General features: G+C 57.8%; 21 protein-coding genes. 15 read left to right on the top strand and 6 right to left on the bottom strand.

The genetic code is table 11. The annotated features are described in order from the left end of the window. Nucleotide 1 precedes the first annotated feature (1 nt). Nucleotides 2-1489 carry a signal recognition particle-docking protein FtsY gene (gene ftsY, locus GTU79_RS00965; protein WP_203524444.1) on the bottom strand — a complete coding sequence of 496 codons (1488 nt, stop codon included), beginning with the start codon at nucleotides 1487-1489 and terminating at the stop codon, nucleotides 2-4. Between the two features lie 246 nt (nucleotides 1490-1735). On the opposite strand from ftsY, the gene rsmD reads away from it, so the two are divergent. Together rsmD and GTU79_RS00955 are read left to right on the top strand one after the other, a co-directional pair. Continuing rightward, a complete protein-coding gene (gene rsmD, locus GTU79_RS00960; protein WP_203524445.1) occupies nucleotides 1736-2341 on the top strand; it encodes a 16S rRNA (guanine(966)-N(2))-methyltransferase in 606 nt (201 codons plus the stop codon). Beyond that, nucleotides 2331-2597, top strand: a complete 267-nt coding sequence (locus GTU79_RS00955; protein WP_132923913.1) for a DUF1145 family protein — start codon at nucleotides 2331-2333, stop codon at nucleotides 2595-2597. Before rsmD ends, GTU79_RS00955 begins: the two co-directional genes overlap by 11 nt. A 77-nt stretch (nucleotides 2598-2674) precedes the next feature. On the opposite strand, the gene GTU79_RS00950 is transcribed toward GTU79_RS00955, so the two are convergent. Continuing rightward, nucleotides 2675-3001, bottom strand: coding sequence for a DUF1820 family protein (locus tag GTU79_RS00950; RefSeq protein ID WP_132923914.1), 327 nt, complete (start codon nucleotides 2999-3001; stop codon nucleotides 2675-2677). A gap of 218 nt (nucleotides 3002-3219) precedes the next feature. On the opposite strand from GTU79_RS00950, the gene GTU79_RS00945 reads away from it, so the two are divergent. Then, on the top strand, nucleotides 3220-3846 hold the full coding sequence (locus GTU79_RS00945) for a lysoplasmalogenase (RefSeq protein WP_203524446.1): 627 nt from the start codon (nucleotides 3220-3222) through the stop codon (nucleotides 3844-3846). A gap of 2 nt (nucleotides 3847-3848) precedes the next feature. On the opposite strand, the gene tusA is transcribed toward GTU79_RS00945, so the two are convergent. Next, nucleotides 3849-4091 carry a sulfurtransferase TusA gene (gene tusA / locus GTU79_RS00940; protein ID WP_132923916.1) on the bottom strand — a complete coding sequence of 81 codons (243 nt, stop codon included), beginning with the start codon at nucleotides 4089-4091 and terminating at the stop codon, nucleotides 3849-3851. Nucleotides 4092-4999: 908 nt separating this feature from the next. Here tusA and GTU79_RS00935 point away from each other — a divergent pair. The 3 genes from GTU79_RS00935 (at nucleotide 5000) to GTU79_RS00925 (ending at nucleotide 6804) form a co-directional block, all read left to right on the top strand. Then, complete coding sequence (locus GTU79_RS00935; protein WP_203524447.1) at nucleotides 5000-5665, top strand: 7-cyano-7-deazaguanine/7-aminomethyl-7-deazaguanine transporter; 666 nt, start codon at nucleotides 5000-5002, stop codon at nucleotides 5663-5665. 47 nt (nucleotides 5666-5712) lie between these two features. After that, nucleotides 5713-6147, top strand: coding sequence for a GNAT family N-acetyltransferase (locus GTU79_RS00930; protein ID WP_132923918.1), 435 nt, complete (start codon nucleotides 5713-5715; stop codon nucleotides 6145-6147). Nucleotides 6148-6246: 99 nt separating this feature from the next. Beyond that, on the top strand, nucleotides 6247-6804 hold the full coding sequence (locus GTU79_RS00925; protein WP_132923919.1) for a DcrB family lipoprotein: 558 nt from the start codon (nucleotides 6247-6249) through the stop codon (nucleotides 6802-6804). A 192-nt stretch (nucleotides 6805-6996) separates the two neighbouring features. On the opposite strand, the gene GTU79_RS00920 is transcribed toward GTU79_RS00925, so the two are convergent. Next, nucleotides 6997-8229 carry an MFS transporter gene (locus tag GTU79_RS00920; RefSeq protein WP_420854150.1) on the bottom strand — a complete coding sequence of 411 codons (1233 nt, stop codon included), beginning with the start codon at nucleotides 8227-8229 and terminating at the stop codon, nucleotides 6997-6999. 162 nt (nucleotides 8230-8391) lie between these two features. Next, on the bottom strand, nucleotides 8392-9366 hold the full coding sequence (locus GTU79_RS00915) for an alpha/beta hydrolase (RefSeq protein ID WP_203524448.1): 975 nt from the start codon (nucleotides 9364-9366) through the stop codon (nucleotides 8392-8394). A gap of 331 nt (nucleotides 9367-9697) precedes the next feature. Between GTU79_RS00915 and aegA the strand changes: the two genes are divergently transcribed. The 7 genes from aegA to GTU79_RS00880 all read left to right on the top strand — a co-directional run bounded on the left by aegA (nucleotide 9698) and on the right by GTU79_RS00880 (nucleotide 18313). Then, a complete protein-coding gene (aegA, locus tag GTU79_RS00910; RefSeq protein WP_203524449.1) occupies nucleotides 9698-11710 on the top strand; it encodes a formate-dependent uric acid utilization protein AegA in 2013 nt (670 codons plus the stop codon). 200 nt (nucleotides 11711-11910) lie between these two features. Then, nucleotides 11911-13191 (top strand): acid phosphatase, encoded by a 1281-nt coding sequence (locus tag GTU79_RS00905; RefSeq protein ID WP_203524450.1) that lies wholly within the window; start codon nucleotides 11911-11913, stop codon nucleotides 13189-13191. Nucleotides 13192-13306: 115 nt separating this feature from the next. After that, nucleotides 13307-14236 carry a LysR family transcriptional regulator gene (locus GTU79_RS00900; protein ID WP_203524451.1) on the top strand — a complete coding sequence of 310 codons (930 nt, stop codon included), beginning with the start codon at nucleotides 13307-13309 and terminating at the stop codon, nucleotides 14234-14236. A gap of 99 nt (nucleotides 14237-14335) precedes the next feature. Next, on the top strand, nucleotides 14336-15514 hold the full coding sequence (locus tag GTU79_RS00895) for an MFS transporter (RefSeq protein WP_203524452.1): 1179 nt from the start codon (nucleotides 14336-14338) through the stop codon (nucleotides 15512-15514). 63 nt (nucleotides 15515-15577) lie between these two features. After that, complete coding sequence (locus GTU79_RS00890) at nucleotides 15578-15730, top strand: hypothetical protein (protein WP_203524453.1); 153 nt, start codon at nucleotides 15578-15580, stop codon at nucleotides 15728-15730. Between the two features lie 63 nt (nucleotides 15731-15793). Further along, nucleotides 15794-16987 carry an MFS transporter gene (locus tag GTU79_RS00885; RefSeq protein ID WP_203524454.1) on the top strand — a complete coding sequence of 398 codons (1194 nt, stop codon included), beginning with the start codon at nucleotides 15794-15796 and terminating at the stop codon, nucleotides 16985-16987. A 162-nt stretch (nucleotides 16988-17149) separates the two neighbouring features. Then, complete coding sequence (locus tag GTU79_RS00880; protein WP_203524455.1) at nucleotides 17150-18313, top strand: hypothetical protein; 1164 nt, start codon at nucleotides 17150-17152, stop codon at nucleotides 18311-18313. Between the two features lie 92 nt (nucleotides 18314-18405). Here GTU79_RS00880 and GTU79_RS00875 read toward each other — a convergent pair whose 3' ends face one another. Beyond that, complete coding sequence (locus GTU79_RS00875) at nucleotides 18406-19425, bottom strand: transporter (RefSeq protein ID WP_132923928.1); 1020 nt, start codon at nucleotides 19423-19425, stop codon at nucleotides 18406-18408. A gap of 362 nt (nucleotides 19426-19787) precedes the next feature. Here GTU79_RS00875 and olsF point away from each other — a divergent pair, with 362 nt between their 5' ends. Together olsF and dhaK are read left to right on the top strand one after the other, a co-directional pair. After that, nucleotides 19788-21512: a bifunctional ornithine lipid synthase OlsF gene (gene olsF / locus GTU79_RS00870; protein WP_203524456.1), complete on the top strand. Its 1725-nt coding sequence runs from the start codon at nucleotides 19788-19790 to the stop codon at nucleotides 21510-21512. A gap of 233 nt (nucleotides 21513-21745) precedes the next feature. Continuing rightward, a complete protein-coding gene (dhaK, locus tag GTU79_RS00865; protein WP_203524457.1) occupies nucleotides 21746-22816 on the top strand; it encodes a dihydroxyacetone kinase subunit DhaK in 1071 nt (356 codons plus the stop codon). The last annotated feature ends 2 nt before the right edge of the window (nucleotides 22817-22818 follow it).

The raw sequence follows: 22818 nt of genomic DNA, 5'->3' as shown, positions 1-22818 counted from the left end.
GTTAATCCTCTCGGGCAAATAGTGCCTCTATAAAATCATCGGCGTTAAAGGGCCGCAAATCCTCGATGCCTTCCCCGACACCGATATAACGAATCGGGATGCCGAACTGATCGGCTACGGCAAAAATAACCCCGCCCTTGGCGGTGCCGTCCAGTTTCGTCAGCGTAATCCCGGTTAACGGCACCGTTTCATTAAAGAGTCTCGCCTGGCTGACGGCGTTCTGGCCGGTGCTGGCGTCCAGGGTCAGCATAACCTCGTGGGGGGCGTCCGCGTCCAGCTTTTTCATGACGCGGACAATCTTCTTCAGCTCATCCATAAGATGGCTTTTGTTCTGCAATCGGCCGGCGGTGTCGGCAATCAGGACATCGATGCCGCGGGCCTTGGCCGCCTGGATGGCATCAAAAATCACCGATGCGGAATCGGCGCCGGTATGCTGCGCCACCACCGGGATTTGATTGCGCTGGCCCCAGATTTGCAGTTGCTCCACCGCCGCCGCCCGGAAGGTGTCGCCGGCCGCCAGCATAACGGTTTTGCCTTCCGCCTGGTACTGGTGCGCCAATTTGCCGATAGTGGTGGTTTTACCGACGCCGTTCACTCCCACCATCAAAATAACGAACGGGGTTTTGCCGCCCACCTGCAGAGGCTGGCTGACCTTGGCCAGTATAGCGGCCATTTCCTCTTTGAGCTTGCCGTACAACGCATCCGCGTCTTTCAGATGGCTGCGATCGGCATGTTCAACCAGGCTGGAGATGATTTTACGCGTGGTTTCCACCCCCACGTCGGCAATCAGCAATTGCTCTTCCAGCTCGTCGAACAAATCATCGTCTATTTTTTTACCGCGGAACAATCCGATAAATCCGGATCCGAGATTTTGTTTGGTTTTAAGCAGCCCCCGTTTGAGACGGGCAAAAAGTCCTTCGCGGGTCGGACGCGCCTGCTCGGTGACCGGCGGCTCAGCCATAACGGCGCCCAAAGGTTCCGGTTCCCATTCGTCCGCCGGCGCGAGATCCCGGTCGGGGCGGACATCCTCCGCCAGCGTCAATGCGGCCTCATCGCGTTGGACGGGGCGCTCGTCCGCCGGAGGGAGGGCACTGTCCAAGGCGGAGGCATCATGCGGAGCGGAAACACTGTCCAAGGCGGGGGCATCACGGGGGGCGGGAACACTGTCCAAGACGGAGGCATCACGGGGCACCGGAGAGGAGGACGCCGTTTCTGCCGCCTGCGCCGTATTGCGGCCGCCATCGGCAGCCGGCGTGACCGCGGCCTGCTCTTGCGCCACCCGCTCGGTGACGTCGACGATATCCTTGGCGGTGCGCACGGCGTCAGATTCACCGGCCACGGGCGCAGCCTGCTTCGCTACGGTATCCGCGTTTTGCTCAACGGCCCGGTCATCAGCTTCCCCCGGCGCCGGCCGGGGGTTTTCCTGTTCCTCATCCGGGCGCTTGAGGCCTAACCAGGACAAGAAACCGCGTTTTTTATCTTTTGCCATTTGCGACTAGACTCCTCGCCTGATAATCATGGCGGATGAATATACCCGTCATCTTTGAAGCTATTGGGTATAACGTGACTGATTAACCTGATAGTTTATCACTTTTCCCCGTGCCCCAACACGTAAGGCTCGGCTTTTCAGCTCTATTGGCGAACTGTGACGAATTAACATTCCCCCCGGGCCATCGGGCCGGTAGAATATCCCCTGATACGGCTTATCAACCGTTTGAGTGACCACAAGGCGCATATGGCGAAAAATCCCCCCTCCCGTCCCGCCGGGCAAATACGTCTGATCGGCGGTCAATGGCGCGGACGTAAATTGCCGGTTCCCGACAGCCCCGGCCTGCGCCCCACCACCGACCGGGTGCGGGAAACCTTGTTCAATTGGCTGGCGCCGAAGGTGCAGGACTCCCGTTGCCTGGATTGTTTCGCCGGCAGCGGCGCATTGGGTCTGGAGGCGCTGTCCCGCCATGCGGCGGCGGCCACGCTGCTGGAACAGGATCGGGCCGTGGCGGCGCAGCTGGATAAAAACCTGCGGCTGCTGGGGGCCCGCAACGGACAGGTGGTGGTAACCGACAGCCTGCGCTGGCTGGCGCAGCCTGGAGAACCCTACGATGTGGTTTTCCTCGATCCGCCGTTTCGCAAGGGGCTTATCGAACAGACGGCGCAATTACTGGAACAACATCACTGGCTGTCGCCGGACGCGTGGATTTATATCGAAACAGAGACGGAAACCGGTACGCCGGCGATACCCGCCAACTGGCGCCTGCATCGCGAAAAATCCGCAGGCCAGGTGGCATACCGGCTATTTGTCCGTCAAGGCATACCACAGGAGCACAACGATGTGGATTAATCTCGGTCGTTTAATGATGGTGCTGGTCTGGTGTTTTTTGATTCTGAACGTGATCCAGCCCTTCCCCAGGCCGCTGAAATATTTTTTTGATGTTGCCCTGATATTCATGGTGCTGATGCATGTTTTGCAACTGCTGCTGCTCAAGATCTCCCTGACGAAAAACGAGCCCAAATTCACGATCCTCTTTCAGATCAGGATGTTTCTTTTCGGCATATTCGAGATGCTGGCCTGGCAGAAAAAATTGCGGCGGCCCTGAGTTATACGCAAATGCTTGTCAAACGCAGGGCTTTCGCGCAGGGGCGCCGCGCGCTCAGAAGTGTCGCGGCGAACGGTTCATGTTCTGGGGCTTTTACCCGGAAAATAGGGTAATACCGTGACATTGTCGCCCAGTTCGGAAATTCGCGCGCTGCCTTTTTCGGTCACCACATCAATACGAATCACGGCATGAAGCGGAATATAACTGCGGGTGACGCCTTCGAATTCGGTTTTCAGCTTCTCCTCGGACGGATCCACCAGCACGGTGCTATGACTGTAAAAAACAAAATCGCCGATTTCAATAAAGCCGAACATGGCGCTCTGGATAAGCTCACGGACAAAAAGCTGATAGTTTTTGCCATTGTTGATAAATTGAATCCGATATAGGGGTTGTTCGCTGCTCATAACCCGGCTATCTCCCTAAATTCTGGGTTAATGCATTTTGCATATAAAAAATCTGGCGCTAACATAGCATGAAGCGCAGTCGCGACGCATCTTCCTTGCTTAATCTTGCTTAAACATATACCGATCCCTACTTTGGAGCGACGATCGGCACCCGAATTCCAACTTTTGATTTCGCTGTTTCATGGATTATTAGTTCTGCACATCTATAAGGAAAAAAAATGCTCTGGTCATTTATCGCGGTTGTGCTGTCGGGCTGGCTTTTTGTTGATGCCGCCTATCGCGGCCCGGTCTGGCAGCGCTGGTTATTCAGGCCGGTCACCCTTTTGCTGCTGTTGGCCCTGGCATGCCAGGCGCCGGTCATCACCGCCACCGGTTATCTGATCATTCTTGGTTTACTGGCGACCATGGTGGCCGATACCTTGCTGCTTTTGCCAAGGGAACGGATGATGTATGTCATCGGCGCGTATTTCCTCTCGCATCTGCTTTATACCGTCGGTTTCGCCAGCCAGATGACCTTTACCGTTTTCTGGCCGCTGCCGGCGGCATTGTTGATCGTTGGCGCGGTGTTGATAGCGGTGATATGGTCTCGTCTTGAGGAGCTGCGCTGGCCGGTTTGCACCTATATCGCGATGACCCTGCTGATGGTTTGGGTGGCGGGAGAGCAGTATTTTGCCCGCAGCAACGACCATGGGTTTTCATTGCTGGCCGGCACCGCGCTGCTGCTGCTGGCTACCGTGGTATGGCTGGTCAGCCATTACCGCTATCCGTTCGGGGCGGCCAGGGCGGCGATCGCAGCCGGTTATTTCGCCGGTCACTTTTTGATCGTTCGTTCGCTGTACGTCTGATATTACCCTTTGCGCAGTAGGTAACGGTAGGGCGGACGATCGATTGTCTGCGCCACCAGGGTATGCTCCATATAGCGGCAAAAACCGGGGATGTCGCGGGTGGTGGCCGGATCGTCGGCAATGATCAGCAGGGTTTGTCCGGTATCCATGCCGCGGACGGTTTTGCGTACCAGCATGACCGGTTCGGGACATCGCAGCCCCTGGGCATCAAGGGTACGGTCGGCTTCGGCGAATGGATCTGACATAAAGATGTTTCCGCATTCAGTATCTAAATAAAAGGAACAGCGTAGGGGGATATTGTCGCCCAGCGGCATGCTCTCCCTTTAACATGCTCGCTGCACGTTCGATGATCGCGGGCCTACCGCGCTGTGGGGCGCTCCGGCGGGCGGTAAAACCACGCCCGCTTCGACCCCATCAGCACGGTCTCCCTTTAACACGTTCGCTGCGCGATCGGTGATCGCGGGCCTACCGCGCTGTGGGGCGCTCCGGCGGGCGGTAAAACCACGCCCGCTTCGACCCCATTGGTACGGTCTCCCTTTAACATGCTCGCTGCACGTTCGATGATCGCGGGCCTACCGCGCTGTGGGGCGCTCCGGCGGGCGGTAAAACCACGCCCGCTTCGACCCCATTGGCACGGTCTCCCTTTAACACGTTCGCTGCGCGTTCGGTGATCGCGGGCCTACCGCGCTGTGGGGCGCTCCGGCGGGCGGGAAAACCACGCCCGCTTCGACCCCATCAGCACGGTCTCCCTTTAACATGCTCGCTGCACGTTCGATGATCGCGGGCCTACCGCACCATGGGGCGCTCCGGCGGGCGGGAAAACCACGCCCGCTTCGACCCCATCAGCACGGTCTCCCTTTAACACGTCCGGTCCAGACTCGGTGTCGGCGGGCCTACCGCACCATGGGGCGCTCGCCTTCCGTTGAGAAGCTAAGCACGAGCGCTGTGCCTGATTCCGCGTTCACCCGCACACGTGAAGTTTACCTCGGTGAAATTCCGTTGCAAGCTTCAGCGGGTTCAATGATAAACTCTGCGGCTGCGTTATCAGTATAAACGGATAGCAGCATAACCTGATAGGATGCGCGCCGCGTAACAAAAATGGCGCGCTGGTTGTTTTGGGTTCCCTCACCCCATAGCTAAAAAAGGCCGCAATATGTTTGAATTTACTCCCCGGCAGCGTCTGCGCGCGCTGTTCTGGCTTGCCTTGTTTCATATCATTGTCATTACCTCGAGTAACTACCTGGTGCAACTGCCGGTGACCATTCTGGGTTTCCATACCACTTGGGGCGCCTTTACCTTTCCCTTTATTTTTCTGGCCACCGACCTGACGGTCCGGATTTTTGGCGCGCCGCTGGCCCGCCGGATAATACTGGCGGTCATGGTCCCGGCGCTGCTGGTGTCCTATGGCGTCTCATCGCTGTTCTTCCTGGGCCGGTGCCAAGGATTTGGCGCCCTGGGCGTATTCAACCTGTTCGTAGCGCGCATCGCCTGCGCCAGTTTCATGGCGTACGCTTTGGGCCAAATTCTTGATGTCCATGTATTTAACCGCCTGCGCCAAGGCCGGCGCTGGTGGGTGGCGCCGTCTGCATCAACGGTATTGGGCAATCTCAGCGATACGCTGGCGTTCTTTTTTATCGCTTTTTATCACAGCACCGATGCTTTTATGGCAACCCATTGGGTGGAAATAGCCATCGTAGACTATACTTTTAAACTACTGATAAGTTTGCTTTTCTTTTTGCCGATGTACGGGGTGTTGCTCAATCTGCTGTTAAAGAAATTAAGGCAACAGCCGGAAACCGGATTTCTCCAACTGAGTTAACGTCCGGATTGGTCTATTCTTGGCGTACTCGCTATCGGGAGATTGCCATGACTGTCTTCTTGCGCACCGCCAGTGCGAAAGAAATTCATCTGCTCTATGCTCAGTTACCCGAGTTTGATACGCGGCATACCCTGCTGGAAATCGAAATGCGGCTGCAAAACCAGCCGCATCATCTGCTGATGGCGGAAGCGGACGGTCGTCCCGCAGGGTTCATCGCCGGTTATGCGTTGGACAGTATGCTATTTTGCAGCTGGCTGGGGGGTGTATCACCCGAGTACCGCCGCCGGGGTTACGCTAGCGCCCTATGGACGGCACAGGAGGAGTGGGCCCGAGCGCGGGGTTATAGTAAGATTACTGTAAAAACACGCAACCGCTTCAAAGGGATGCTATTGTTTCTCATAACAAATCATTATCGGTTGACGCGAGTGGACGCGCAGGATGATGAAGAGGAAAATTTGGTATGGCTGGCAAAAAGCCTTTGACTCAGTGTTAATGACTTTTCATACCCTGAATAATTCGTACGGGCTATCAGACTAAATGCCGACCTACCGGCTGAGAAAATGGAGTCATTGAGGAAATATATGCGGAATGTAGCGAAGTATGTGGGTATCGGCATGCTGGTTATCGGTCTGGCGGCTTGTGATAATAAAAATGATCAAAACGCCACCGCCGGCAACAGCGCGGCCCAGACCCAGACGACCAACAAGGTGAATCTGCTGGGAGGCAAGCTGGCCTTTGCTTTGCCGTCTGATATTACCGATCAAAGCGGTAAAGTGGGCACTCAGGCCAATAATATGCACGTTTACGCCGATGAATCCGGCCATAAGGCGGTTATCGTGATTCTTGGCGACGATACCCCCGAAAGCCTGGAGCAGTTGGCGCAGCGGATGGAAGAGCAGCAGCGCGCCCGGGATCCGGACCTGCAGGTGGTGACCAACAAAGCCATCACCGTTAACGGAGCGCCCCTGCAACAGCTGGACAGCATCGTTTCCAGCGGCGGCAAGCCGGCCTATTCCTCGGTGGTCTTCGGCAAGGTGGACAATCATTTGTTGACCATGCAAGTCACGCTGCCGGCCGGCAATCAGCAAAAAGCCCAAAGCGACGCCCAAACCATACTGAATACCATCACCATCAAATAACCGCTCTACCCTCGGCGACCACGGCTCGCGGCGACGAGGGGCCGTAATGCCGTCGGTAAATCATGCGTCGCCGGCGCTATCCCGGCGGCTGTCGGCAGCGCTTAACGCGAGAGTATAATGCGTCCCCGGAATGCAATCTTCCGCCCCGGCAGGCCCATACCGCGAAGTGTTCCGGTATAAAGCCCGCGCCCTTCAGCCTTCCTGGCCGGAAGCCCGGTGCCGTAAAACGCGGCGCTGAAGCGACAGAGTCATTAACAAGGCGATTATCACCAGAACCGCGGCGGCGAGATAAATCGACGAAACGCCGGCGTGGGCCATCAGCAACCCCGCCAAGGGGCCGACAATCCCCAGGGATAAATCCATAAACGCCGTGAAGGTGGCCAGGGCGCTGCCCTGATTTTGCGGCGGCACCTCTTTCATCGCCCCCACCCCCAGCGCAGGGAACACCAGGGAAAATCCCGCCCCGGTAAGCAATGCCCCCGCACCCGCCAGCCAGGGCAAAGGGGCCTGCCACACCAGCAACAGGCCCAGCGCTTCCACGGTAAAGCAGCCCATGGATACCCGCAGGCCGCCGAAGCGATTAATACTGTTGGGGAAAAACAGCCGGGTACCGACAAACGCCACGCTGAACAGCGTAAGGGCAAAAGCCGCCCCGCTCCAGTCCTTGTCGGCATAAAACAAGGTGATGAAAGTCGCAATAACGCCGAAACCGCAGGAGGCAAAGGCCAAAACCAGGCCATAACGCCAGATAATCCCAACTACCGCACTGAACGGGATTTGTTTACCGGCGACGGTTTTCACCTTGGGACGCGGTATGGCCGCCGCGATGGCAAGGCCGGCCACCAGGATGATAAATGCCGACAGCAGTCCCAGGCCGCCGATGGCGTGCAGCCAGACCCCCAGCGGCGCCCCAACCGCCAGCGCGCCGTAACTGGCCACGCCGTTCCAGGAAATCACCCGGCCGATATGCATAGATCCCACCGAGCCCACGCCCCACAGGGTGGCGCCGGTACCGACAAAGCTCTGCCCGATACCGAGAATGATGCGTCCGGCGCACAGAAAAAGCAGGGCCGTTACCGGCCAGGAATCCATAAGTAATGACAGCAGATAGCCTACGCCGCTTAACAGACAGCCGCCCAATCCCAGCACGACAATGCGTTTTGGCCCGACCCGGTCGGCATACCGGCCGGCCCAGGGACGGCTTATCAAGGTAGCAAGATATTGCAGGCTGATGACCAGTCCGGCCCAAAAGGCGCTATAGCCCATATGGTTATGCACATAGCCGGGTAACACCGCCAATGGCAGTCCGATAGTCAGATAATTAACAAAATTAAAGACAACGACGGACATTATTTTCAGGTTGAGACGCCATCCGCTGGCGGCCGGCTGGGGAGAGGTACCACGCATGGCCATCATCATACTCATACAAAAGGGGCGGTCTCACCGAAGCCGCCCTGTGAACAAATAGTTAATAACTATAACGAATGGTAACGATCAATTCATCGTGGGGATGCCAGAATCACCGGGCATTTGCCCAAAAGCGCACTTTTTGTGCTCCTGCATGGCCCTCATTTCTTGCGCAAGGCGTTAAAACAGATGTTTTTTCAGCTGTGCCGCGGCCTGCAGCAGCGCGCTGCGCACTCCCGGCACCTGCTGCAAGGGATTGAGCAGGCCGAAATCATGGATCAAACCGTAATAGCATGTCAGGGTGGTATCCACGCCCGCCTCGTTAAGTTTACGCGCATATGCGATGCCTTCATCTTTCAGTACATCGTACTCCGCCACCTGAACCAGGGCCGGCGGCAAACCGGCCAATTGTCCCGGCAGCGCCTGCAGGGGCGAGGCGGTGATTTCCCGCCGCTGCGCCGGGTCGGTGGTGTAATTATCCCAGAACCACTCCATCATGCCCTTGGTCAGAAAATAGCCTTCCGGATAACGCTGGTAGGATTCGGTAGCAAAATCCGCGTTGGTCACCGGCCAGAACAAGACCTGATACTTAAGGGAAGGCCGGCCGTGCTCTTTTGCCATCAGGCTGACCACCGTCGCCATATTGCCGCCTACGCTGTTGCCCGCCACCGCCAGCCGGGATCCGTCGATATTGACGGCGGCGCCATGCTCCGCCACCCAACGCGTAGCGCCGTATGCCTGCTGGATCGCCGTCGGATATTGCGCTTGCGGGGAGGGGGTATAGTTCACAAACACTCCGGCTGCGCCGCTTTCCACTACCAAATCCCGCAGCAGGCGTTTATGGGTGAAGTAGTCACCCATTACCCAGCCGCCGCCGTGGAAAAACATAAATGCCGGTAACGCTTCGTTATGCCCGGCGGGACGGACGATATTCAGGCTCAGCTCCTGGCCGTCCACCATAATGATTTGTTCGGACTCATCAATGCCGTCGAGATTGACCCCAACAGATTTTTGCAGCCGGATCAGCACTTCACGGGCAGCCTGTGGCGATAAGGATTCAACCGGCGGCGCATCGGCGGCGTTAAGTGATTTGAGAAAGGCTTCCACCTGCCGGTCGGTTTCGGCCCGTTCAGGGGCAATGGGTGAGTGACTCATACACGTCTCCTGCATACAAAAATCGATGGGTTCTAAGCAAAAGAATAGCCGCGAAACCGCCGGCACGCAGAAAAAGCGGCGGCAGGCAGGCGCGCCTCTTTTGCCACCCCGCCCATCGGGGTTGGGCATTTACACCAAAAGGGAGGAATGTTTACCGCAGCCTGCACAAACCGGCGCTGCCGCCCGGTTTTATTGTAAAAAAAGGATTGCGCTCGCGGAATAGTAACCTTTATAAAGGTAAGGTTATTTTGCCGCCTGGCTGCCCGGCTCCGGGCAGAACTCTCCTATTATGTATGCGGCGAGGGGCTATACCCGCCGCAGGAAAAATACCATGAACAGATTTGTCGTCGCAGAACCAGAAACCTGTATCGGCTGCCGCAGCTGCGAAGTGGCCTGTGTCGTCAGCCATCACGGCGGCCTCTTCCCCGATAAACGCGAATACTTCACGCCGCGGCTGCAGGTAATGAAAGGCGCCTCCGCCAGTTTTGCCGTGTCCTGTCGCCATTGTGAAGATGCCCCTTGCGCCGCCGTCTGTCCCAACGACGCCATTATCCGCAGCCATGATTCCATTCAGGTGCGTCAGGCGCTCTGCATCGGTTGCAAAAGCTGTGTCATCGCCTGTCCGTTCGGCATGATAACCGTGGTAACCGAGACTGTGCAGCCCGCCAGCCGGCGTCTGGCGGAGTCCTACCAACGGACCGAAGCGCAAAAATGCGATTTATGCGCCGACCAAAACTACGATCCGGCCTGTGTCCGCGCCTGCCCGACACGGGCGCTGCACATCATGGATGAACGGCAGATGAATGAACGGCAGCAGCAAAAACGTCTGGCCGCCGCCCTCAGGGATCCCGCCGGCCATCTGTTCGGTCCGGACCGCCGGACCGTTGTGCCGCCATCGTTTACCGTTCCCGGCCCGCTGCCGGTGGTAAATCTGCTCGATGCGCCGCGTCCTGCCCGGCTGGAAGCGAGCAAAATTCCCCTTGAACAGCGAAAGACCACCTTCGCCGAGATTTACCGGCCGTTTACCGAGGCGCAGATCGGCGAACAGTCCGCGCGCTGCCTGCATTGCGGCGAACAGACCTTTTGCCAATGGACCTGCCCACTGCACAACGCCATTGCGCAGTGGATCGCGCTGGCCGGACAGGGCCGCATCATTGAGGCGGCGGAGCTCAGCCATAGCACCAGTAGCCTGCCTGAAGTCTGCGGTCGGGTCTGTCCGCAGGATCGCCTCTGCGAACAGTCCTGCACTCTTAACGAACACCAGGGCGCGGTGACCATCGGCCATATCGAGCGCTACATTACTGAAACGGCGCTCGCCGCGGGTTGGCGGCCGGATTTGACGCAGGTTAAGCCCACCGGCAAACGGGTAGCGGTAATCGGGGCCGGCCCCGCCGGGCTGGGCTGCGCCGACATATTGGTGCGCAACGGTATCCAGCCGGTAGTGTTTGACCGTTACCCCGAAATCGGCGGCCTGCTGACCTTCGGCATTCCGGCCTTTAAGCTGGATAAAAGCGTCATGATCCGCCGGCGGGAAATTTTCAGCGCCATGGGCGTGGAATTCCGGTTGAATACCGAAATCGGGCGGGACATCACCATGGAGCAATTACTGGAACAGTTCGATGCGTTGTTTTTGGGGGTGGGGACCTATCAATCTATGCGTTCCGGCCTGGACCATGAAGACTCCGCCGGCGTGCTTGACGCCCTGCCCTTTTTAATTGCCAATACCCGCCATTTAATGGGCTATCCCGATACCGATGAGCACACTTTTACCAGTATGGAAAAGAAAACCGTTCTGGTGTTGGGAGGCGGCGATACCGCCATGGACTGCGTGCGCACCTCGCTGCGCCAGGGTGCCGCCCGGGTTGTCTGCGCCTATCGCCGCGATGAGAAAAACATGCCCGGCTCGAAGAAGGAAGTGAAAAACGCCCGGGAGGAAGGGGGGGAATTCATGTTCAACCTCCAGCCCCTGCGCTTTGAGGTTAATGAACAGGGACAGGTCACCGGCGTTACCATGATCCATACCGCCATGGGCGAACCGGATGGATCGGGCCGCCGGCAGGCGGTGCCCATCGCCGGATCCGAGGAGATAATCAGCGCCGATGCGGTACTGCTGGCGTTTGGTTTCCGTCCGCACCGAATGTCCTGGCTGGCGGATCATAACGTGACGCTGGATAAACAGGGACGGGTAGTGGCGCCGGTGGTGTCGGGTTATCCGCTGCAGACCAGCAACCCCAAGATATTCGCCGGCGGCGATATCGTACGCGGGGCGGACCTGATCGTCACCGCCATCGCGGAAGGACGCAAAGCGGCGCAGAGCATCGGCTGCTACCTGAAGGATTTATAACCGCAGCTTATCAATGCGATGCCTGTGCCGGCCGCGATGGCAGACCGGCCATCAATCACCGAAGCTTGAACCGAGCGTGTTAAAGGAGGGCCACATCACGGGGCCGTATCTTTTGACATTAAATTGTCATAAACGCGGCCTAGCTTAATGATGTTGTGACGTTTTCCTTCTTTTGTCTCGATTAGCTAAAAGGACTCGACATGCGGCATACCTATTCTTTCGTCGTCGCGGCTACCGCGATGCTCATTTCCTCGGCCTGGGCGCGACCGAATGCGGAGGATCCGGCCCAAATCAGCGCCATCGTGGATACCACCTCGTTCTACAGCCTGAACGCCGACTACCTGGAGCTGGATCAGCACGTGCAGGATGCGTTGCGCAAATCTCTGCAAGGCGACGCGGCAACCCTGACCCGTCCGCAGTTGGATAAAGCCAAGCAAACCGCCAAGCAAGCGGATAAAAAGTGGCTGACCCAATCCGGCTATGATTTTGCCGTTAAACAAAATCAACAGGCAGGCATCGCCCTTTTATCTGATTTTTCGCAGTTAACGCCGGAAGTACAAAAGCGCAGCATGGCGATAGTCACCCAAATCAATCGTGACGCCACCAAGGGACAGCGGCAGCAGGCGCTGGTGGATGCGGAAGGGCAGAACTATCTGTTTTTCATCGCCGATGCACTCGGTCCGCGGCTCGGTAAAGCTTTCCTCGCCGCCTATCAAAACGGCGAAATGGGCAAGGCCGCCGCGCTGATAAAAACCTCGGAAATCAGCACCGGCGCGGCCAAAGACCACTTCAATTATCCCCGCCCTTTCCTGCAGCCCGGTAATGAAATTCACCTGGTGCCGGATGACATGGTGGTCCAGGATAACCATCCTTACACAGCCACCCAGGGCGCCTTCCCCAGCGGCCATACCAATACCGGTTACACCGATGCCCTGCTGATGGGGGAGATGATCCCGGAACGCTTCGTGCCGCTGGTGGATCGCGGCGCCCGCTACGGCTACTCCCGTATCGTGCTTGGGGTGCATTATCCGCTGGATATAATCGGTTCCCGTATGGTGGCTGAACGCAACGTTGCCCATTTTCTTAACGATCCCCGCTACCGCGCCCTGTTCGAAGAAGCCAAACAGCAGTTGCGCGGCGCGCTGGAGAAAGAGTGCGGCGTCTCGTTGGCCGAATGCGCCAAAAGCCAGGGCCAGGCCGACCCTTATCTGGGCAGCGGCATGACCTCGTTCTATCGCTATACCATGACCTACGGTTTGCCGAAGGATAGCGCCGCGCCGGCCAGTGCCGTCAAGGTGCCCGCTGGCGCCGAAGTGTTACTGGAAGGGCCGTTGCCTAACCTTTCGGCAGCTCAGCGCCGGGCCCTGCTGGTTAAAACCGCCATACCGAACGGCTACCCGCTGTCCGCCGGCGAAGGGGAGCAGAATTTCTGGCAACGCCTGGATTTGCATGATGCGGCGCTGATGGGGCACGCCCGCTAAACGCGAGGCCGCACTATTCTCCGCACGTAATAAGGGAATATACTTTCCCCTTCCGCTTCCCCAGCCTGAAAGGTAGACTGACGGGAGTGATTTAATCATTCCCGGGAGGAATACCATGGATCGGCTGGCGGCGATGGAGACGTTCATTTGCGTGGTGGAAAGCGGATCGTTTACGGCGGCATCCCGGCGCTTGAATCTAGGCCAGCCGGCGGTGTCCAAAACCGTCGCCCAGTTGGAAGAGCGGCTCGGCGTCAGGCTATTGATTCGCTCTACCCGCGGCCTGACCCCCACCGAGGCCGGTGAGGAGTATTACCAGCGATCCAAACGCGCCATGGACGATATTAATGAAGCCGAGGTGGCCGCCCGCGGTTCGGGATCGGGATTAACCGGCCGGCTGCGCATTTGCGCGCCGGTCACCTTTGCCCGCCTGCATATTCTGCCCCATCTGGGCGCCTTCCTGGCCCGCAATCCCGACCTTTATATTGATGTGGTGCTGGACGATCGCCATATCGACCTTGTTTCCGAAGGCATCGATGTGGCGCTGCGGCTGGGCGATCTGCGGGATTCAAGCCTGATAGCCCGCCGCCTCGCTACCTGTCGCCTGCTGATTTTAGGTACGCCGGACTATTTCACCCGCGCCGGCGAACCCCGGATACCGGAGGATTTAGTGGCTCATCAGGCGGTAGTCTATACCCAGCGCGGCGGCGGCGGCTCCAAATGGGTTTTCAGCCGCCATGGGGAGGAGCGCATCGTCCATGGACGGGGCCGGGTGAGGGCATCCGCGGCGGAGGGCATCCGCACCTTGGTACTGTCGGGCCTGGGGCTTGCCATGGCGTCGGAATGGATGTTCGCACCGGAATTGGCCGCCGGCCTGGTGGTTCCGGTGCTGAACGACTGGCATCTGCCCACCATGGATCTATGGGCGGTTTTTCCTACCGGCCGCATGGCCAGCGCCAAGGCCCGGGCATTTGTCGCCTACCTCGCCGAAGTGGTTCAAGGCGCTTCGTCGCCCCTGGCGAACCCGCTTTATTCTCAACAGGAATAAATACTATCTTTTTACCCCCACTACCCGCCCGGCGGGACATCCTTTATTCTTCCGTCATCGAACGCCGACCGGAGTCGGCCACTGAATGGATGGAATAAGATGTCTGTCGCAACGTTAATACCCAATGAAAAGACCGACGCGCTCGGCGCCTGGCTTATTTTCGCCATGGCGGCGGCCTGCGGTATCGCGGTCGCCAATATCTATTACAACCAGCCGATGCTGGTGGTCATTTCCGCCAGTTTCCCCGGCCGGTTCGCCACCGGCCTTATACCCACCATCACCCAGTTGGGTTACGCGGCGGGGCTATTGCTACTGGTGCCGCTGGGGGATTTGCTGGAAAGGCGCAAATTGATAGTGGCCCAGTTTTTGACTCTGGCGCTGGCGTCCCTGCTGGCGGCGTTTGCCCCTTCAGCCTGGGTGCTGTTGGCGGCTTCGCTGGTGCTGGGCATCGGCGCCACGGCGGCGCAGCAAATCGTCCCGCTGGCGGCCTCCATGGCGGAACCTGCCCGTCGCGGCGCCGTAGTGGGCAGCGTAATGAGCGGTTTATTGTGCGGCATTTTACTGAGCAGAACCCTGGCGGGTCTGGTAGCCGTCTATGTCGGCTGGCGGGGAATGTTTATGCTGGGCGTGCCCCTGTCGCTGCTCGGCGCCTGGCTGATGGCCCGGATGCTGCCGAAAACCCAGGCGCAAACCGCCCTGGGCTACGGCGCGCTGATGGCTTCCCTGGTGCATCTGTGGCGTGAAGAACCCCGCCTGCGCCAGGCAACCCTGACCCAAGGGGCGCTGTTCGCCGCGTTCAGCGCTTTTTGGACCGTACTGGCGCTCTATCTGGCCCAGCCCGCCTTTCACCTCGGCGCCGGATATGCCGGTTTGTTCGGTGTGGTGGGCGCGGCGGGCGTGTTCGCCGCTCCCGCCGCCGGCAGGCTGTCGGACAAGCTTGGCGGCCGCCGGGTAATCATGAGCGGTGTGGGGCTGGTATTGGCGGCATGGCTGCTGTTCGTGGGCTGGACATCCTTAACCGGCTTAACGGTAGGCGTAATATTGCTGGACCTTGGGGTGCAGAGCGCGCTGGTGGCCAATCAACACATTATCTTCGGTTTGCGCGAAGAGGCTAAAGGCCGGGTGAATACTCTGTTTATGGGCGGGATGTTTCTCGGCGGCACTTTCGGTTCCATGTGCGCGATGCTGGCCTGGGAACGGGCGGGCTGGCAAGGCGTGGGTTATCTCGCCATCCTGCTGACGCTGCTGGCGGCGGCAGCCGTCATGCCGAAAAAATAAATTCCATGGTTATTTACCAATGATTAATTTGATTGAGAAACATTCATTACCTACAATCCGCCCATGGCATTAAAAACCGCTGCCGGCATTTATGGCGGCAGCGACGCGGAACTGATGTCATGCATACGGTTCGGTTTGCGCGTGCCGGGGAAAACCGGACGCGCCAAAGAAGAAATGCCTGGGCTGGTTGAACTGGCCCTTAAAGTCGTAGGGTAGATTTCGTCTTGAGAAATCGGCCCTTTTTTATTGGGGAATAGTTATTCCCATTTAAGGGATCCCATGACACAACCATCGCAACCACCGGCTTTATCCAGGCGTCTGACGCTGATCCTGGCCACCGCCTGCGGCCTGATCGTCGCCAATATCTACTATGCCCAGCCCCTGGCCGGAGAAATCAGCCGCGCCCTTGGCCTATCGCCCCAGGCGGCCGGACTTATCGTGACAATGACGCAAATCGGCTATGGACTGGGACTGCTTTTGATCGTGCCCCTAGGTGACCTGTTCGAAAACCGCGGGCTGACGCTATGCGTCATGGGCGTGGGTATTGCCGCCCTGGCGACGGCGGTACTCGCCCATACCGTCAGCCTGTTTTTGACCGCCGCGGTGTTTATCGGGCTGGGTTCGGTGGCGGTGCAAATACTGGTGCCCTATGCGGCGCATCTTTCCGCCCCCGCTCTGCGAGGCAAAGCGGTGGGCGACGTGATGAGCGGTCTGATGCTGGGCATCATGCTCGCCCGCCCGGTATCGAGCCTGATCACGCATTTGTCGTCGTGGCGGATGGTATTCATTATATCCACCCTGGTAATGATCCTGCTGACGCTGACGCTGGGATATGTTTTACCCGTCCGCAGACCGGCCCCGGGACTACGCTATCGCGCGCTGATGGCCTCTATCGGCAGCCTGGCGGTGCATAATCTTACCCTGCGGCGGCGCGCCCTTTACCACGCCGCCCTGTTCGGCGCGTTCAGCCTGTTCTGGACCGTGACGCCGTTGCTCCTCACCGGACCGGAATTTCATCTTTCCCAGGTGGGGGTGGCGCTGTTCGCCTTTGCCGGGGTGGCCGGCGCCATCGCCGCACCCATAGCCGGACGCGTTGCCGATCGCGGTTTAAGCAAGCCCGCCACGCTGTTTGCCATGCTGGCCGCCGGCACGGCGTTTCTGCTTACCCATATCGGCGATACGGGTTCCCACCTGAAGCTGGGCATCCTGGTCTTGGCGGCGATACTGCTGGATTTTGGCGTCACCATGAACCTGGTGATTGGCCAGCGGGCCATTTTTGCTCTGGGAGAACACTACCGAAGCCGTCTGAACGGCATCTATATGGCCACCTTTTTTGTCGGCGGCGCCATAGGTTCGGCCCTGGGGGGATGGGCCTATGCCCAGGGCGGGTGGGGGCTTGCCTCTCTTCTGGGCACCGCACTGCCGGCGATTGCATTATGTTATTTCGCCTCCGAGCGACCCGCTACAGAGTGACCGTATCAGGCCGGGGACACCCCCGGCAATAACACTTTTCCTTCCGGTGCATGCCCGGCCCTATACTCTTTTTCCTGCGATGTTACCCTATGGAAACGCTGAGCATTCAGTGACCCAATCCATAACGCATAAAAGCCGTTGCCTCAAAAAGGAAGAACTACTATGGACGCTATCGCCCCCCCGGATGTCGCAGGCTATCTTATCTCGTTCCCTGCCTTGCGTAATGAATTGCCCCGCCAAACTGAGGCTTTACGGCAACGCCTGCGCGCCGCGCAGAATTGCTGCCGCCATTGCCGTCCGCTCTGGCGGCAATGGCGGCAGATAGCGGACAGCGCATTATTATCCGCCGCCGCCCGGGGGATAAATGCGGCGCATCCCAGCAAGCCTATCCTTATAGCCCTGAAATGCATGCGTTCCCTTAGCACCAGATTGATAACGCAAGAAGATCGGGCCGCTCTGGCCCCCATCGGCATCAACCCCGCCTCTCTCCCTACGGAGGACTTGCCGGAATCTACCCTAATATACATTACCCGCTTGGTGAATATGCGTAACGGCAAATCGGAAGCACAGGCCGACGATATCGAGCGCGCCGCCATGCATTATTATTCCCGACAGGCCATGAATGGTTTATTGAAAATGGCGATAAAATACCGGCTGCGTCAAACCATAATTAATCGTAATCGTGATTATTATTCCGGAGATAATGATTTGCCTCCATACCGGGATACCGCCGGAAAGACCATAACCATACAAAATATCGCCGACCTTTCCGCCATCGCCGATTCAGGGAAACATTACCGTGCACAAGCGGTTAGGCCCTTTATATCATTAACGTCAACCGGCGCCGAAAGAGGGAGGTTATTTCATTATCTGGATTGTCGCATCTTAACCGGCGATGATGTACCGCCGCAGGAATCCTGCCTTATCGGTCAATGGGGAGTATTGGCCGCCAAACTCATCCCTCGGGCAACCTGTTTAGGGATTTTTGCCGGTGTTCTGGTCTCGCCGCAGGAAATGGGAGACGCCGATCTGTTTGACCATGCTTATATTATCGACCTCTCGTTAAAAGGACAGCCGATAACCTATCTGGACAGTGACGGCATACTGTCAAAAATCAATACGCGTTATAAATACGATGATCACGGCACGCCCGTCAGCCAGGCGAAAACCGGCTACAACGCTGAAAGCGCGAAATTCAAGGCCTGCCTCGAGGGTGGGCGAAGAGTTAATGTTATCGCGTTATTCGCCACGGAAGATATTCCCGCCGGCCGGGAAATTCGTCTCAATTATCACATTCCGAGCGCATTGATTTTAAATAATCAGTAACGGTTCTCACGTTCGTCCGACGTGCATTTATTCGCTCCGGGCATGCCGGGGGGTTGAGACATTGACGATCGACGCCTTGAAATCCCACCGGCTTAATCATTGTCCCGGCGCCTAAGCGCCCAATAGGCCGTAATCAGGGTAAAGCCCGTCACGATAAGCACCAGCAGCAGGAAGCCATGGCGATTATTGGCAAAGGGGATACCGCCGACATTCATGCCGAAAAAACCGGCAACGATATTAATAGGCAGCGCCAGTACCGTGATGATGGTCAACTGAAACAGCGTACGGTTATTTTGCTCCATCTGTTTGGCGGCGATCTCTTCTTGCAATAAACGAATCCGCTCGGTCAAACCCACCAAATCATTGAGCACTACCGTGAACTCTTCGGCGAAATGCCGTATATCCTGCACTACCACGGTCTCGAGCCATGCCGGAGGACGGCTCATCAGACGAAATAATGCCGCCGGCTCGGGAGCCAGCAAACGCTGATAGCGCAACAACAGCCGACGCAGGCGGCCCAAGGCGGTACGGTTGTTTTTGATATGGTGGCTGAGCAGCCGCTCCTCGATGGCGTCTACGTACAGGTTGGCCTGGCGGACTATTTGCTCCAGCACATCCTCCTGCTCTTCCAGCAAGTCGACCAATAATGCCGTAGGCGACGCAGGCATCAATTGATCCAGCTTGCGAAACAGATTCTCGATCAGGCGCACCGGCTTATGGCGCGCGGTCACCACCAGTTGGGGCCGGCAATATAGCCAGAGCGTCGCCGCATCTTCCCCGCCGCCCTCGGGGCGAAATATCACATCGTTGAGCACGGCGAAAAGCACTTCGCCCTGGCGTTCTATCCGGGTACTGCGCGAACCCTGGCGAATCTCCTCGAAGAAAAAATCCGCCATGGCGAAATGTTTTTTCAGCCATTTCTCGGCCGTGGCGTGATTAAGATTCACATGTAGCCAGATGAACCCCCGGCCCGGCTCGATGGATTGAAATTCATTGAGCACTTCACGGGAGGGAATACGACGCGCCGCCGTATCCGGTTCAAAAACATAGCCGTAAATAAGCCCGGTCACTTCATCGTTAAAGTTTAATTGCTGAGTAATTTCCGCCGGCATTTTTCATATCGTCAAATCATGAGAAAACATTATTACGACAGTTAATAAAATAAAAGCAATCTCTTTTATCGTGCCGACGCAGTACAAGCTCAATAACACCGCATGATCTGATAGTCACAGGAATGTCATATAAATGAAATCTTTATTTCAGACACAGAATGCTATACCTAAGGTCCGGTTCAGTGCAGCGATTATTTTTTATGAGCAACTATTTTATATCTGTCTGGCCCGGCGCAGATAATTTCCTCGCGGCGCTGGTCGTTTTTAGGAAGCACGCATCATTCTCCTTATCATCATTTACCTGCCATTGAACTGTCATCTGTCCGGATTATGTTCAAAGCAAGTTACCCGGAGGTAATACCATGTTTAGTATGGATATGGTGCTGCAGGATCTTGATCCGCTGCATAAAACCGCGCCCTGGAAACTCAGTCTGCTGCGTTATTTATTCCGCGAAAAATATTTCCGGCAATTGGCGGAAGATTACCGGCATCTCAAAGGCATGGATATGGTGGAGCAGATGCTGGAGCATTTTAACCTGCGCTGTGAGCTGTCCGAACGGGATTTGGAGCAAATACCCAGCTACGGACCGGTGGTCCTGGTGGCCAATCATCCCCTGGGCATCTTGGACGGCCTGGCGCTGCTGCATGCCGTCTCTTCGGTAAGGGCGGATGTGAAGGTCGTGGCCAATCGCGTATTGTCCTGCGTGGATGCCCTGGGCAGTCTGATGATCCCGGTGGATAACATGGGCAATCGCACCAGCCGCAACCAGGTGGCCATGATGCAGCAGCATCTGGAGAAGCAAGGGGTATTGATACTCTTCCCGGCCGGCGAAGTTTCCCGCCTCGGCGGCAAAGGCATCCGGGACGGCCACTGGCACACCGGATTTATCCGTCTGGCGGCCAAAACCCGCGCCTGCATCGTGCCGGTGCACATCGGCGGACGCAACAGCGCGCTGTTTTATGCCTCTGCCCTATTATACCGGCCATTGTCCATGCTGTTGCTGGTACGGGAGATGTTCCTGCAGGGCGGCAACCGGCTGCGGCTGAGGGTAGGCGCGCGCATCCCCTTTGCCAACTGGCATGACGGCCATACCCAGGCCAAGGATCTCGCCGAACGTTTCCGTCGCCATGTTTACCGGCTGGGGCAAGGTAAAGAAGGGTTTTTCCACAGCGAATCCGCCATAGCGCGGGCGGAAGACCGCGCCGTGCTGAAACGCGCCCTGGAGGGCAGTGAAATCCTGGGCCATTTACCGGACGGCAAGATCATTTATCTGTACCGACGTAACGGCGAGGATTATGTCCCCATACTGCGCGAGCTGGGGCGTTTGCGTGAAATCGCCTTTCGCGCGGTGGGTGAAGGCAGCGGCCGCCGCCGTGATCTGGACGGCTATGACGATGATTATTATCATTTGATCCTCTGGGATGCCCAGGGGCTGGAAATTGTCGGCGCCTATCGCTTTATTCCCACGGCGGAACAATACCGGCTCAAAGGCATTGACGGTATCTACACCCACAGCCTGTTCCATTACGGCCACCAGATGGACGACATTCTGGCGCAGGGTATCGAACTTGGGCGAAGTTTTGTCCAGCCGGCCTACTGGGGAAAACGCAGCCTGGATTATCTCTGGATTGGCATCGGCGCCTATCTGGCCAAATACCCCCGGTACCGTTACCTGTTCGGCCCGGTGTCCATTTCCGGCGGCATGCCCGTGGCGGCGCGGGATCTGCTGATTGCCTTCTACCGGCTCTATTTTGCCCCCTCGCTGCCGCTGGCCGCGTCCCGCCGGCCTTACCCCGCTTCGCTGCCCGAAGTCCTGGCCCAATTCACCGGCGATAACTACCAGGAAGACCTCCACCGGCTAAAACGCCTGTTTGCCAACTTCGGCTGCAGTATACCCCCGCTGTATAAACAGTATTCCGAACTGTGCGAAGCGGGCGGCGTGCAGTTTATTGACTTCGGTTCCGATCCGGCCTTCAACAACTGCGTCGACGGCCTGGTGCTGGTGGATTTACACCAGTTAAAACCCGCCCGTTATGAACGTTATATCGGCGTACATCATCGGCTGGAACGGGATGTTCCGTTATGAGACGCCACCCTCAGAAATTGGTCTCAACCCCTCCTACAATTCAATGATTTTCCGCAGTAATTTTGCTCCTTGCATTCGCCCGACAGCCTCTGGACATAAACCGCCTATTCTGAACAGGAGAAGGCACATGTTGAAGACTATCCGGTTCGCTGCCGGCTTTTGCCGGCATCCGGAGGCGCTGCTTTTGATCGGCAACGATGCCGGAAGGCCCCCTTATTTCCAAGGAACGCACTATGAAAAAATTCATTAACGGCGTGGACGATCTGCTGGCCGGTCAGCTGGCCGGCCTGGTGGCGGCTCATCCCGCTCTTATTCTGCACCGGGACCCGGTGTATGTTACCCGTGTCGATGCGCCGGTCACCGGCAAGGTGGCGCTGCTCTCCGGCGGCGGCAGCGGCCATGAGCCCATGCATGCCGGCTATGTCGGCGAAGGCATGCTGGACGGCGCCTGTCCGGGTGAGATCTTTACCTCCCCGACGCCGGATCAAATGTTCGAATGCGCCATGGCGCTGGATGGCGGCCACGGCGTTCTGCTGCTTATCAAGAACTATACCGGCGATGTGATGAACTTCGAAACCGCCGCCGAGCTGCTGCACGATGCCGGCATTCCGGTGGCCACCGTATTGGTGGACGACGACGTCGCGGTCAAGGACAGCCTCTTCACCGCCGGCCGGCGCGGCGTCGCCAATACCGTGGTGCTGGAAAAACTGCTGGGGGCGGCGACGGCCCGGGGAGACAACCTCGATGAACTGCAGGCCCTGGGGCACCGGCTCAACAACGACGGATTTTCCCTGGGCGTAGCGCTCAGCGCCTGCACCGTGCCGGCCGCGGGCCGCCCGTCGTTTATCCTGGCGGAAAACGAGATGGAATTCGGCGTCGGCATCCACGGTGAGCCGGGTATTGAGCGGCGGAACTTTCACAACCTGGATGACACGGTGGACCAGATGTTCGCTACACTGATTGAAAACGGCAATTACCAGCGCACTATCCGCCGCTGGGATCGCGAACTCGGGGACTGGCAGGATGAGATCCAGGATAAACACGCGCTGCAACGGGGTGAACGGGTCATTGCCGTGGTGAACAATCTTGGCGGCACGCCGCTTTCCGAACTCTACGACGTTTACCGGCGCCTTGCCGAGCGTTGCGCCGAGGCCGGCATTGAAATTGCCCGCAACCTGGTGGGCTCCTGGTGCACGTCGCTGGATATGTACGGCGTTTCCATCACGCTGATGCGGGCCGATGAAGAAACCCTAGCGCTATGGGACGCGCCGGTGAATACCCCCGCCCTGCGCTGGCATTGTTAGTT

It is taken from the genome of Sodalis ligni (assembly GCF_016865525.2).
GTDB classification, from domain to species: domain Bacteria; phylum Pseudomonadota; class Gammaproteobacteria; order Enterobacterales; family Enterobacteriaceae; genus Acerihabitans; species Acerihabitans ligni.
The sequence above is the reverse complement of the archived record's forward strand: the minus strand, read 5'-3'. Positions and strand labels throughout refer to the sequence as shown.